Source organism: Methyloradius palustris (assembly GCF_019703875.1).
In the GTDB taxonomy this organism is placed as follows: Bacteria; Pseudomonadota; Gammaproteobacteria; order Burkholderiales; family Methylophilaceae; genus Methyloradius; species Methyloradius palustris.
Genome location: NZ_AP024110.1, coordinates 1,473,744 through 1,486,733, shown reverse-complemented (window position 1 = coordinate 1,486,733; position 12,990 = coordinate 1,473,744). Strand labels below are relative to the sequence as shown.

10 protein-coding genes and 2 tRNA genes are annotated in these 12,990 nt (G+C 48.9%); 6 read left to right on the top strand and 6 right to left on the bottom strand.

Annotation, left to right across the window (positions count from 1 at the left end; translation table 11 throughout):
• Nucleotides 1–2 precede the first annotated feature (2 nt).
• The 3 genes from ZMTM_RS07210 to fabG are packed head-to-tail and all read left to right on the top strand — an operon-like array spanning nt 3 to nt 2,016.
• Nucleotides 3–845, top strand: a complete 843-nt coding sequence (locus ZMTM_RS07210) for a beta-ketoacyl synthase chain length factor (protein WP_225906973.1) — start codon at nt 3–5, stop codon at nt 843–845.
• Nucleotides 839–1,300, top strand: a complete 462-nt coding sequence (locus ZMTM_RS07205) for a 3-hydroxylacyl-ACP dehydratase (protein WP_221763247.1) — start codon at nt 839–841, stop codon at nt 1,298–1,300. The genes ZMTM_RS07210 and ZMTM_RS07205 overlap by 7 nt, the downstream gene beginning before the upstream one ends.
• Nucleotides 1,297–2,016 carry a 3-oxoacyl-ACP reductase FabG gene (gene fabG, locus ZMTM_RS07200; RefSeq protein ID WP_221763246.1) on the top strand — a complete coding sequence of 240 codons (720 nt, stop codon included), beginning with the start codon at nt 1,297–1,299 and terminating at the stop codon, nt 2,014–2,016. Before ZMTM_RS07205 ends, fabG begins: the two co-directional genes overlap by 4 nt.
• A 34-nt stretch (nt 2,017–2,050) precedes the next feature.
• On the opposite strand, the gene ZMTM_RS07195 is transcribed toward fabG, so the two are convergent.
• From ZMTM_RS07195 to queF, 6 genes are all read right to left on the bottom strand, one after another.
• Nucleotides 2,051–2,839 (bottom strand): glycosyltransferase family 2 protein, encoded by a 789-nt coding sequence (locus tag ZMTM_RS07195; protein ID WP_221763245.1) that lies wholly within the window; start codon nt 2,837–2,839, stop codon nt 2,051–2,053.
• A complete protein-coding gene (locus ZMTM_RS07190) occupies nt 2,836–3,651 on the bottom strand; it encodes a lysophospholipid acyltransferase family protein (protein WP_221763244.1) in 816 nt (271 codons plus the stop codon). The genes ZMTM_RS07195 and ZMTM_RS07190 overlap by 4 nt, the downstream gene beginning before the upstream one ends.
• Complete coding sequence (locus ZMTM_RS07185; protein WP_225906972.1) at nt 3,644–4,708, bottom strand: chorismate transformation enzyme, FkbO/Hyg5 family; 1,065 nt, start codon at nt 4,706–4,708, stop codon at nt 3,644–3,646. Before ZMTM_RS07185 ends, ZMTM_RS07190 begins: the two co-directional genes overlap by 8 nt.
• A gap of 350 nt (nt 4,709–5,058) precedes the next feature.
• Nucleotides 5,059–5,134 (bottom strand) — tRNA-Glu (locus ZMTM_RS07180).
• Nucleotides 5,135–5,236: 102 nt separating this feature from the next.
• Nucleotides 5,237–5,312: transfer RNA gene (locus tag ZMTM_RS07175), tRNA-Ala, on the bottom strand.
• Nucleotides 5,313–5,411: 99 nt separating this feature from the next.
• Nucleotides 5,412–5,831 (bottom strand): preQ(1) synthase, encoded by a 420-nt coding sequence (gene queF, locus ZMTM_RS07170; protein ID WP_221763243.1) that lies wholly within the window; start codon nt 5,829–5,831, stop codon nt 5,412–5,414.
• A gap of 144 nt (nt 5,832–5,975) precedes the next feature.
• Here queF and smc point away from each other — a divergent pair, with 144 nt between their 5' ends.
• Genes smc through ligA form a run of 3 tightly spaced genes read left to right on the top strand, consistent with a single transcriptional unit; the run spans nt 5,976 to nt 12,987 of the window.
• The gene (gene smc, locus ZMTM_RS07165) at nt 5,976–9,503 is read left to right on the top strand and encodes a chromosome segregation protein SMC (protein ID WP_221763242.1); all 3,528 of its coding nucleotides are present in this window, start codon (nt 5,976–5,978) and stop codon (nt 9,501–9,503) included.
• A 25-nt stretch (nt 9,504–9,528) separates the two neighbouring features.
• Nucleotides 9,529–10,899 carry a cell division protein ZipA C-terminal FtsZ-binding domain-containing protein gene (locus ZMTM_RS07160; RefSeq protein WP_221763241.1) on the top strand — a complete coding sequence of 457 codons (1,371 nt, stop codon included), beginning with the start codon at nt 9,529–9,531 and terminating at the stop codon, nt 10,897–10,899.
• A 12-nt stretch (nt 10,900–10,911) separates the two neighbouring features.
• Nucleotides 10,912–12,987: an NAD-dependent DNA ligase LigA gene (gene ligA, locus ZMTM_RS07155; RefSeq protein ID WP_221763240.1), complete on the top strand. Its 2,076-nt coding sequence runs from the start codon at nt 10,912–10,914 to the stop codon at nt 12,985–12,987.
• The last annotated feature ends 3 nt before the right edge of the window (nt 12,988–12,990 follow it).

Below are 12,990 nucleotides of genomic sequence, written 5' to 3'. Positions count from 1 at the left end.
TCATGAGTGAATCAGGCATGAACAACAGTAACCCAGTGACACTCAGCGCCTATATTGAGGGTATAGGCTTGCTTGGGCCTAGCTTTAATGACTGGCCGTCAAGCCAGCTTTTGCTCACGGGCAAACAGCCTTACGAACCCAGTAAAACAGTATTGCCGCCGCCGATGCTACTTCCAGCACCAGAAAGAAGGCGTAGTGGCGATATCATCAAACTGAGTCTGGCTATAATGCTAGAGGCTATTAATGCTGCTCAGCTTGATGCGGCAAGTCTACCTAGCGTATTTACCTTATCCAATGGCGATGGTTATAACTGCCATGCCATCAACGAAATGCTCGCTTCTGATGATAGGCAAATTTCGCCTACGCGTTTCCATAACTCTGTGCATAACGCGGCTTCTGGTTATTGCAGTATCGCAACTGGCGCCATGACGCCATCTTCAGTACTCTGTGCGCACGATGCCAGCTTTGGTGCTGGGCTGCTGGAAGCCATGAGCCAAGTCAGTATTGATCAAACGCGCTGCGTATTGGTAGCAGCCGATACCAACTACCCCGAGCCTATGTATAGCGTACGCAAGATTTACGATTCACTGGGAATTGCTCTGGTGTTGGCACCAGAACCAAGCCCGCAAACGCTCGCCAAGATCACACTGAGTATCACTGATGCCATCGCCGACCAATTGCCAGACACCACTCTGGAAGCCATTCGTTTGGCTATCCCTGCTGCACGCGGCCTGCCTTTGCTAGCGGCCATCGCCATGGGTAAACCAACGAGTGTGGTGCTAGATTATCTGGATGATAGCCGTCTGGCACTAAAGGTCGAACCGACCGAAAGCCAAATATGCTAGACCACGCCTGGATTGCCAGCCACATTCCGCATCAGGGCAGCATGTGCTTGCTGGAGAGCGTAAGCAGTTGGGATAGCGATAATATTCAGTGCAAGGCCAGTAGCCATCGACTTACTGACAATCCCTTGCGCGCTTACAACCAGTTAGGTGCTGCATGTGGCATTGAATATGCAGCACAGGCGATGGCGGTACATGGTGCTTTGCTGGCACCAGCCGATGGTGTAGCGCCGCGAATAGGATACCTGGTTAGTGTCAGGAGCACGCAATTGCATGTAGCGCGCCTAGATGACATTGTGGCCGATCTTGAAGTGACAGCCAGTTGCATCACACGCAATGAAAATAATATCCTTTACCAATTTAGCATCAGTGCCGATGGCAAATTACTGCTGGATGGCCGCGCCACGGTTGTTGTGAATGCCGACTCGCTGGTATCAAATTTTGGAGAAATAGCATGAAAAAAGCACTGGTGACCGGCGGTAGCGGTGGGATAGGGGCTGCGATCTGTCGCCGCTTGGCAGCAGATGGTTACCATGTCTTCATCCATGCTAACCATGGATTACAAACTGCCCAGCAACTCTCTGAAGAAATCAGCCAGCAGGGCGGTAGTGCCCAGGCATTGAGTTTTGATGTGACGGATAGCGCCGCAGTTATCAAAGCCTTGCTGCCTTTGATCGAAGACCAGCCCATCCAGATATTAGTCAATAACGCTGGCATTCATGACGATGCAGTCATGCCAGGCATGCGCCCTGATCAATGGCATCGGGTGATAGATGTTTCGCTGAACGGATTTTTCAATGTGACCCAACCACTATTGATGCCGATGATTCATAGCCGCTGGGGTCGCATTATTAATGTCTCATCTATTTCTGGCATTACTGGTAATCGCGGCCAGGTTAATTATTCCGCAGCCAAAGGCGCACTCAACGCAGCGACCAAGTCGCTGTCTCAAGAAGTCGCTAGCCGTGGTATTACGGTAAATGCAGTTGCACCAGGCATTATTGAAACAGCGATGAGCAAAGAGACATTCCCAGCTGAGCAGATCGCCCGTATGGTGCCCATGAAACGTGCGGGTACACCGCAAGAAGTGGCCGACCTTATTGGTTTTTTGGCTTCAGAACAGGCTGCCTATATTTCTGGCCAGATTATTTCCATCAATGGCGGCATGATTTAGCTAAGCTGTTTTTTTAACTAAACCAGTTTTCGAGTTAAGTTAGTCTTTCAGCTTGTGCTGATGAGCGGGCTTGCAGTCGCCGTATGACTAATAATGGCAAGCGCATTAGAAAGCCTAGCAGTAACCGGCTATGCATCCAGGTTAGCAAGATGTTATCGCGGAGATAGCGGAAGTGCGAAACACCGCCTTCATCTGCGCGGAAATATAAAACAGGGGCTGAGATATTGATCGGCTTCACCCCATGCCAACAGAGTCGGACGACCGCTTCTGGATCAAAGTCGAAATGGCGCATCCAGCGCTGCTTATGCATCACTTCACACAAGGGCGCTATCGGGTAAATCCTGAATCCGAACAACGAATCGCCTATGCCAGCCCATAAAGTTTCCACATTCGCCCACCAGTTTGATAACTGGCGTCCTTTCACCCTGATCATAGGCGCACTGGCATCAAACAGCGGCATGCCCAATATCATGGCTTGTGGCTGGCTAATGGATTTCGCCATGAATGCAGGGATAAGGTCTGGTGGGTGTTGGCCATCAGAATCCATAGTCAGCGCATGCGTGTAACCCTCGGCCTGCGCTATTTCAAAGCCGTGCAATACAGCAGAACCTTTACCTTTATTTTGTTCCAGATGAATAATGCGTAAGCTAGGGTCTTCTTCTGCCATCGCCTTAAGCCCATCAACTGAACCATCGGTACTGCCATCAATCACCACCCAAACCGGGTTCCAATATTGACGTGCAGCCCGCACGGTTTCAAACACCTTGATACCAGGGTTATAGCTGGGGATCAGTACGATATGGGTAGTGGATGCAGTGGTCATAGCTGATGTCCTGAGGGCTGGGCTGAGGCGTAAGTGGTGCTAGGGCTCAAAGAACCAGCAGGAAGAAATGCAGAATCTTGAATAAGCTCGTGAGCAAAATAGTGTTCAAGCTCAGCCATCAAGCGCTGAGTGTTTTCTGGTGGATCAAAACGTTTGCCAAGGCGAACTCTGTAATGCAATGGCAAGGTAGGCTTGCGAAACAATGGCCAGCCTTTGCTCAGATAAGCAGAGTCGGTTTCGATCAACACTGTTTGCACAGGCACTTGTGCCTGATATGCGATGAGAGCAATGCTGCCCTTGAGCGGGTTGATAGGGCAGCGCGTGGTACGCGTGCCTTCAGGGAATAACAGTAAATGCTGGCCATTTTTAAAATCCTGAATCGCCAACGCCACCATTTTGCGTATCGACTCATTGGGAATGTAATGGGCAAAACGTGCGCCAGCCCCCAAGAAAACATTGTTCATCAGTTCAGACTTGATTACGCATGACACATTCGGCAAACGTGAGATCACCATCACGGCATCCAGCAGGCTGGGGTGGTTGGGCGCGATAATCATGGGCGGCTGGTCGCGCAAAGCATCCAGAGCTCTAAGGTCAAAATTGCAGCGGCGCGAAAGACTCAGGCTGCCAAGATAGGTGCGAAAGCCTACCATAATCACCTTGCGCCCCAATGAGCGAGAAAGATGTTTGGGCAATAAGGGGTAAAGCAGTGTGGCGATGATGGTCCAGCCCAAGCACAATAGGCCAAGCCAGATTAAGCCCAGATAAAGCACGAGATAGTCGTAGACGACGATCAACCCTGACTCAAGCATATTGCTCCTCTGGTAAACGTATCGTACTAACCGCAGTAGCTTCAATTTCAACCAAGAGGTCTTTGCGGCAGATATCCGCCTGCACAAAAACCGCTTTGAATGAATGGCCAAGTACATGCTCCATTTCAGCGCGGATCGCAGGTAGATCAGTTGGGTGGCGCACATAAACACGGTAAAAAAGGTCGGTCATGCTGAATTCGCCAGTACAGGTCTTTTTGTTGGCTTCGTGAATCACGGCCTCAATGTTCACCAGAGTTTCACAAGTTTGCGCTGCAACATCGGAGTGATGGCGTGTTTCATGACCGACAATGCTAGCTGTGCCAGAAATAAACAGCAGTTTCTGTTGCGCCAAGGTTTGATCAGTGTCTGTTAGCTCATGCGCTGCATCACTTAAGGACACAAGATTAGCCCGCGAAAAGCTGGGGCTACGTGGGCCATATTGCTCAGGATATTGATAAGCACTCATTTGCCTTGGGTTTTCAATGGACAAGGTTGGTGTGCGGCCAGCCATAAATGCAATCGTCAATGGACCATCTGCTGTTCCTAAGGCACAGGCCGCTGGCAGATTACCACTCACCTCACGCCCACTGGCAACAAAAGCATTCTGTCGCCCAAGATTGAATTGTCGGTAACGCTCTAGGCTTTCATCCTCATCATCGCCTCCATTAATATCAGCAAGATAATTCCAGAAACGGAAAATATGGGTATAGCCACGACCTTCAAGCAATGAAAATATCTGGGCGAATGCAGATTCAGTTATTTGCTCCAACGCCCCAGTCTGGGGCATAAGCAATACACCAAACAGTGTATCTTCGTCGTAGCTATAACGAATCAGGCCACGTTGCGCATGGCGCACCTTGTGATCACTCATCCATATCTCGCTAGCTAAACCACCACCTTCGAGCACAGGCATATTCACCAGCGCAAAGGGAAAGTTGGCTATTTCAGAGCCTGCTTGGTTTCTAGCATCAGAGAAAGCAATGCCGCCCAATACATGGGCTTTCCATTCACTGGACTGGCGAGAAAACGCTTCGAAAGATAGGTGTAGGCTGTGCAAGGTCGGTATAAATCAGTGAGTATGGTTTAGTTATGTTGCACAAAACATTCCAAGGATGGGCTCATTATAGTAATTGACATGCTTGATACCCAGTTCTATTAGTTCTTAAAGAGGTTTTTACGAAGACATAATTAACTCAATCATAATCTTTTGAAGAAAATACGCTGTAGGAGAATGCTTATCTTTATGTAAGAAATAACAACTTGTAAAGCTCTTGGAATTAAAGACTGTACCGAGCTGTTACGAGACCATGAAATGATAGGCATAAAAAAAGCAGTGACACATGAAGTGACACTGCTTTTTTTTACGCTATTCGATAAGTTATTCAAAACAAATAACTTATCAGTGAATGGCGTCCCCACGGGGATTCGAACCCCGGTCGCCTCCGTGAAAGGGAGGTGTCCTAGGCCTCTAGACGATGGGGACATAGAGGTAAAATTATACATCAAAACTGCAGCTATTTTAAGTACTAAACACTCTGAAACTTAAAACAACGCATAAATCTTTTATTTCGGGTCACCGGTCAGTTGGTGGAGGTAAGCGGGATCGAACCGCTGACCTCTTGCATGCCATGCAAGCGCTCTCCCAGCTGAGCTATACCCCCGAAAAAGTTGCGCCATAATAATGAGAGCAGCTTCGCTTGTCAATGTGATTCTTCGAATGCTAGCTAATTTCGGGGCTATTGAGCGTATATGCAGGGATGTTAACCGCGTATATTAAATTGCTGTTCAAACTGTGTTAAATCAACTCTTGGTAACGCTTGCCAACCAGCTTTTCGGTGTTCTGCAACTACATTGGTGAATACGCCGCCACGCACATAAAATTTAGCAGTCAGGCGCATGAATTTTGGCTCAGTTGCTGCAACCAGATCATCTAAAATACGATTGGTAACGGCTTCGTGAAAGCAGCCTTCATCGCGAAATGACCACATATACAGCTTGAGGCTTTTGAGTTCTACGCATTTTTGGTCTGGAATATAGTCCAGATATAGCACGGCAAAGTCTGGCTGGCCTGTTTTAGGGCACAAACATGTGAACTCCGGGATTTCCATATGAATATGAAAATCGCGCTCAGGCTTTGGGTTGTCGAAGGTTTCAAGGGCTTTGCTGGGTTGACTAGACATATGGGCTACCGTATAAATCAAAGAAGACGATGCAAAAGACAATACTTTTTCGTAAAATGCATCAATAAGACCATTATTATACTAGCTTGCTAATCACTAGCGAATTCTTGTCACTAGAAAACTCTAACTAGATCACTCTGAAAATTGCGTCTTACTCATCTTAAGCTAGCTGGATTCAAATCCTTCGTTGATCCCACAACAATGCACATACACGGGCAGCGTGTCGGCGTGGTTGGCCCCAATGGCTGTGGTAAGTCTAACGTGATGGAGTCCATCCGCTGGGTACTGGGTGAGTCCAGTGCCAAAGAGATGCGCGGTGACTCGATGGATGCCGTTATTTTTAACGGCTCTGCCAATCGCAAACCCATATCGCGTGCTAGCGTTGAACTCGTATTCGATAACAGCTTGGGTGGCCTCAGTGACCAAAGCGCAGGCGAATGGTCACAATATGCTGAAATCTCCGTTAAACGCGTGATTGAGCGCGACAAAGGTTCCAGCTACTACATCAATAACACCGCAGTACGCCGCCGTGATGTCGCCGACTTATTTCTTGGCACAGGCTTGGGTGGCCGTGCTTACGCCATCATCGGCCAGAATACGATTTCACGGATTGTTGAAGCCAAGCCAGATGAATTGCGGGTTTTCCTTGAAGAAGCCGCAGGCATTTCAAAATACAAAGAACGCCGTCGCGAAACCGAGCTACGCCTGCGTGATACCCGCGAAAACCTCACCCGTGTGCAAGATGTGCGCAGTGAGATGGAAAAGCAGATTACCCGCCTAGAATCTCAAGCGTTGGTGGCAGAGCAGTATCATCGACTGCAAGAGGCCTTGAAGCTTGCACAAGGCCAGCTATGGCTACTTAAAAAGCGTGATGCAGGTGCTAGCTGGGAGAAAACCCAGCGCCAGGTTGAGAAGCTAGTCAATGAGCTTGAGGCGCAGATGGCTGCATTGCGCAAAGCTGAAAGTACAGTGGAAAGCCTGCGCCAGCAACACTATGCCGCTAGTGAGGCTGTGCAACAGGCACAAGCCCAATATTACGAAACCAATGCTGAAGTTTCCAACTTAGAGCAGCAAGTGAAACATACTCACGAGGCGCGCGAACGCTTGCTGGCGCAATTGCAACAAATTGAATTGCAATCGCAAAAAACACAATTGCAAGGCGTGAGCTTTGAAGAAAACCTGCAGCAACTACTGCAACAAAAAGAACATGCTGAGAAGCTGGTCGCGGCTTCTAGCAATGCGTTGCAATTAGCTAAGCAGGCATTGCCAGAAACCGAACGTGCACATGTGGCGGCGCAGCAGCGTTTTTCAGCTACTCAACGCCAGTTAAGTGAAGCCGAGCAGTCAATACGTATTGAAACAACCAATGCAGAGCATCTGGGGCGTGCCGTTGCTGATATTAAGCAGCGTTTGCAACGCCTCGAGGCTGAGCAATCTTCTCTGCAATTGCCTAATGATGCTGAGCTGTTAGAAAAGCAAAACACCTACGAACATACGCAAACAGTTATTGCCGAGCTTGATAAAAGCCTGAATGCAATCCGTACACAAGAGCAAAGCTTGCTGGGTGAGATTAAATCCCTGCGTGATGTCCAACTGTCAGAAGAACGTCTCCTGGCGCAGACGGACGCGCAAATCGCTTCCCTTAACAAGATTCAGCAAGCACTTGGTCATGAATCCAAGCTTGAAGGTTGGTTGAAAGCAGAAGGGTTGTTTGATGCGGCGCGTGTATGGCAAAAAATCAGTATTCAAACAGGCTGGGAAACCGCTCTGGAAGCCGTTCTTGGGGCACGTCTAAATGCCTTGGTAAGTAATGATGCTTCTGGTTTCGCATTTAATAGCAGGCCACCATCAGCTTTGACGATTTGTCAGGTAGGTGAGGCGGCGAATGACTCAAAAGCGCTATCTGATTTAAAGACCATTAAGAGCATTGTCGAAATCAACGACAATGGCTTGAATGGGCCTTTGAGTGATTGGCTAGCCAATGTTTACCTGCTAGAAAATCAGGCTGATGTAGGTAGCCTGCGTAGTGAATTAAAACCAGGCGAAGTCTTGGTGAATCAGCAGGGCGATATTTATACCAGTCACAGTCTGGCTGTGTACGGCGCCCAATCAGCCTTGCATGGCGTGCTTGAGCGACAGCGTGAGCTGGAAGCCTTGCAAGAAAAAACGCCAACATTAAAGCAAAGCCTGCAAGCCAGTATTGAAGCCTTGAGCAAGACAGAACAAAGGCTGCAGGAATTACGTCTGAACTATCAGCAGTCTCAGCAGCAGCTTAAAACCAATACACAATCGCAACATCAATTGAATCTGGATATCCAGCGCTTGCAACAGCAGCGCCAGCATGTGCTGGACCGTAAAGCTGGCTTGCAATCCGAGCAAGCATCATTGCAACTGCGCCTGACCACTCAGCAGACTGAACAGACGCAAAAGCAAAATGCAGTTGAGAGCATTCAGCAGTCTTTAGGCGGCCTGCAGCGTGAGCGCGAACAAGCCTTGGCTGAACGGCAACGTGCGGAAGGCGCTTTAAATAGCCTGCGTACTGAATTACAAAAGGCTGAGCGCGTTGCACAAGAACACGTATTCGAGAGTAAATTAATATTAAATAATATCAATGAGATAAATAGTAAAATTAATTCTTTAGGTGAAGAAAAAAAATCGTTACTTATGCGTAAAGACGAATCTGCAGCTATGCTTGAAGCCGCCAAGATGGAAGGCCTGAAAGCCAATCTTGAGAAAGCGCTCACCGCCAAACAACAGCGAGAAGAAGCTCTGGCACAATCCCGTAATTCAATGGCTGGTACCGAGCTTGAACTGCAAACTCAGGAACGTAGCCGCATGACGACTGAGCAGCAATTGCATCCACTGCGCGATAAGCTTGAGCAATCGCGCCTGCAGGAACAGCAAGCCCGACTATATTTTGAGCAATGCCAGGCATCGTTGCAGGAGACTGGTCTTAATGAGGCCAATCTAACCGAGCAATTACCACCATCCCTTAAAGTACCTGATCTTGAGCGCAATACTGCAACAATAGTGACCCAAATAGAAGAGCTGGGCGCCGTTAACCTTGCTGCTATTCAAGAGCTTGCCAGTGAGCGTGAGCGCAAGACCTATCTTGATAGTCAGGCAGTTGATCTGGAAGAGGCGATGGCCACATTAGAAGATGCCATCAAGCGTATAGATCGCGAAACCCGCACTCGCTTGCAGCATACTTTTGATGAGGCAAACAAGAATTTTGGTGAGCTGTTCAGCACCCTGTTTGGCGGTGGCCAAGCCAAGCTTGAGTTGCTGGGCGAAGAGATTCTGGATACAGGCATGCAAGTATTTGCCCAGCCACCAGGCAAGAAAAACAGTACCATCCACCTGCTTTCTGGTGGCGAAAAGGCGCTGACTGCCTTGGCCTTGGTTTTTGCGCTATTCAGGCTCAACCCAGCCCCATTCTGCTTGATGGATGAAGTGGATGCCCCGCTGGATGACAGTAATACTGAGCGCTTTTGCAATCTGGTGAAAAAAATGTCCGAGCGCACGCAGTTCCTATTTGTCAGCCATAATAAAATCACTATGGAGATGGCGCAGCAGCTGATTGGCGTTACCATGCAGGAATCTGGCGTTTCGCGTATTGTAGAAGTTGATATCGAAGCCGCCTTACAGATGAATCAAGAGATTCTTGTTTAACAATCTCTTTAAATGAGCCTTAAAAATGAATGACCTGAAACTACTTTTAATCTTGCTTGGCGTCATCATCATCCTTGCGGTGATTGCGTTTAACTGGTGGCAAGAACGGCGCCTAAAGAATGAAACGTCACAGCGTTTTGAGACACCTAAGCGCGATGTGCTGATGGATGAGTTTCATATCGATACCGATGCTGTGCTAACCGATGACGATGCCAGATCGCCAGACATCAGCCGCCGCACATACCAGCCACTAGAAACGCCTGTTGTGCCTGATGCCTACATCAATGATGACTCTGCAGTCGCAAGAGCCGTCTCTGCACTGCAGGAGTTTGAAGATGATATTGCTAAGCCTATAGCAGAAGAAATTGAATTGCCTAAAGTAGCATTGGCAGAGCCAGCAGCAGTTTACGAAGAGGAAGATACCAGCGATTTAATAGCTGAGTCTGGCTTTACAGAATCTGGTATTTCTGGAGCTCCAGTTGCTACCGAAGTGCCAGCTCGCAAACCCTATCAGCCACCTGCGAGTCAGGTGAGCCAACCTGTTGCTGATGAGCCAGAGTATGCAAATGTCTCATTGCCTGAGACTATTTACCACCCGATCGATCTTACGGCACTTCTGTATTTGCGCGAGCCTCTCTCTGGCCTTAAATTGCGAGATTACTTCCTCTCTTTTGCTGACGTAGATAAAGCGGTCTATGCCTATGGGCAAGATTTAGATAATGATTGGCGCTTGCTCACACGAGAAGAAGAGATGACCGACTTCAAGCTTGTGGCATGCAGCCTTCAGCTGGCTGACAGGGCTGGCTCAGTTAGCCATCAGACCCTTAATCGTTTCCAGAGTGGTATAGACCAAATTGGGCTTGAACTGGCCGCACAAGTTGAATGGCATGGCAGCCCAGACCCACTGAATTATGCGCAGGATCTAGATCAGTTTTGTATCGATGTCGATAAACTGGTCGGGTTCCATCTGGTGCAAGGCGAAAGTGGCCCGTTTACTGGCACCAAGTTCAGAGGCCTGGCGGAAGCCAGTGGCATGGTATTGGGTGAAGATGGTGGCTTCCATTATGAGTCAGATGGCCATCGATTGTTCTCCTTGGTCAATCAGGATGGCAGTCTATTCAGCCCCGAAATTTTGCGTACTACAGTGATTCGTGGTGTCAGTTTTCAGCTGGATATTCCGCGCGTGAAAAATTGCAGCGAAATATTTAACCAGATGGTATTGGTTGCCCGCCAGATGAGTCATGGCCTGAATGCTATTCTGGTAGATGATAACCAGCGCCCGATTGGCGAGTTGCAAATAGAGCGCATCCGCCAGCAACTCAAGGTTATTCATGCGCAAATGGTCACGCGCGGCGTAGTGCCTGGCAGCCCATGTGCGCTTAGATTGTTCTCATAGTTATTCTCAACAATGGTCACCAGCAACCCAAATCTTGGGAATGAGCAAACAAGCCTGTTCTCAGATTCCGCACCTGTCAGTATTGAGCAACAGATAAACGCTTTGCGTGATGAGATTCGTCATCACGATTATCAATATTACGTACTGGATGCGCCTAGCGTGCCAGACAGCGAATACGACAGGCTGTTTCGCGAACTGCAAGCGCTTGAAACCCATCATCCAGACCTGATCACTTCAGATTCACCCACCCAGCGCGTAGGTGGGGCGGCCTTGAAGGCGTTTGATTCCGTTACCCACAATACGCCTATGCTTTCCCTCAACAATGCGTTTGAAGAAAGCGAATTGGCGGCTTTTGATAAACGCATTCGCGACAGCTTGGGCATTGAAGAAGTCAATTACGCGGTAGAGCCCAAGTTTGATGGTTTAGCGCTGACTTTACGTTATGAAGATGGCGTGTTTGTGCAGGGCGCAACCCGTGGTGACGGCTATTCAGGCGAAAATGTCACTCATAATTTGCGTACCATTCGCGCCATCCCTCAAAAGCTGATGACTGATAAGCCGCCGAAGTTGCTGGAAGTGCGTGGCGAAGTTTTGATATTAAAGCGTGACTTCGAAAAGCTGAATCGTGACCAAGAGTCACGAGGTGAAAAGCTGTTTGCCAACCCACGTAATGCGGCGGCTGGTAGCCTGCGCCAGTTAGACCCAAAAATTACGGCTAGCCGACCACTCACGTTCTTCGCTTATGGATTGGGCGCCGCAGAAGGCGTGCCTGTATTAACTACGCATAGTAGCGCTATGGATTATCTCGAAAGCTTGCGACTGCCTGTCTGTGCTGAGCGCCTTACGGTGAAGGGTTTACAGGGGCTGCTCAGCTATTATCAGGCCATAGGTAACAAGCGGAATGCGTTGCCATTTGATATTGATGGGGTGGTGTATAAGGTCAACGCATTCAATCAGCAAAATGAATTGGGTTTTGTGTCGCGCGCACCGCGCTGGGCGATTGCGCATAAGTTTCCAGCGCAAGAAGCCTTGACTGTAGTGCAGGCGATTGAAGTGCAAGTTGGTCGTACAGGGGCGATTACGCCAGTTGCCAGATTAACCCCAGTGTTTGTGGGCGGCGTTACCGTCACGAATGCTACGCTGCATAATCAGGACGAGATTGATCGTAAAGATGTGCGGGTTGGCGATACCGTTAGCGTGCGCAGGGCAGGGGATGTGATCCCTGAAGTCGTCAGTGTGGTACTGGAAAAACGCCCTGCGGCTAGTATCAAATTCAATCTGCTAGCATCCATTAACTACGCATGCCCTGTATGTGGTTCCCATGTAGTACGCCAAGAAGATGAATCGGTAGCGCGTTGTACTGGTGGCCTGTTCTGCCCAGCCCAGCGCAAGCAGGCCATATTGCACTTTGCCTCGCGCCGTGCGGTAGATATAGAGGGTTTGGGTGAGAAGCTGGTGGATCAACTGGTTGATGCTGGCTTAGTACATAGTCTGGCCGATATTTATAGCCTGGATTTGTCCACGCTCTCGAGCCTTGATCGCATGGCTGAAAAGTCTGCGCAGAACATTATTGATGCCCTTAATCACAGCAAGAAAACCACACTGGCACGCTTTATCTATGGGCTTGGCATACGCAATGTTGGCGAAGCTACTGCTAAAGACCTAGCGCGCTACTATGGCAATATCAATGCGGTACTTGATGCTGATATTGATAGCCTGCAACAAGTGCCTGATATTGGGCCGATCGTTGCGGAATCGATTGAGCAATTCTTTGCTGAAAGCCATAACCGTGAAGTCATTGCAAAACTCATTGCGGCAGGCATTCACTGGCAAGATAGCGCAGGTACATCAAGTACTTCAGGTGCGTTGGCTGGCAAGACCTTTGTGCTGACGGGTACTCTGCCGACACTCTCACGTGACCAAGCAAAAGAAATGCTGGAGGCGGCTGGCGCCAAAGTCAGCGGCAGCGTCTCCAAAAAAACAGACTATGTAGTAGCAGGGGCGGAGGCGGGCAGCAAACTAACCAAAGCAGAAGAGCTGGGTGTCATCATTATTGATGAATCTGCGTTATTAGAGTTACTTAGCTAAACT

Bases quoted from the DNA above. Each gene is read 5' to 3' on its own strand.
- ZMTM_RS07210 (WP_225906973.1), top strand. From the start codon at position 3: ATGAGTGAATCAGGCATGAACAACAGTAACCCAGTGACACTCAGCGCC.
- ZMTM_RS07205 (WP_221763247.1), top strand. From the start codon at position 839: ATGCTAGACCACGCCTGGATTGCCAGCCACATTCCGCATCAGGGCAGC.
- fabG (WP_221763246.1), top strand. From the start codon at position 1,297: ATGAAAAAAGCACTGGTGACCGGCGGTAGCGGTGGGATAGGGGCTGCG.
- ZMTM_RS07195 (WP_221763245.1), bottom strand. From the start codon at position 2,839: ATGACCACTGCATCCACTACCCATATCGTACTGATCCCCAGCTATAAC.
- ZMTM_RS07190 (WP_221763244.1), bottom strand. From the start codon at position 3,651: ATGCTTGAGTCAGGGTTGATCGTCGTCTACGACTATCTCGTGCTTTAT.
- queF (WP_221763243.1), bottom strand. From the start codon at position 5,831: ATGTCTAGTCAACCCAGCAAAGCCCTTGAAACCTTCGACAACCCAAAG.
- ZMTM_RS07160 (WP_221763241.1), top strand. From the start codon at position 9,529: ATGAATGACCTGAAACTACTTTTAATCTTGCTTGGCGTCATCATCATC.
- ligA (WP_221763240.1), top strand. From the start codon at position 10,912: ATGGTCACCAGCAACCCAAATCTTGGGAATGAGCAAACAAGCCTGTTC.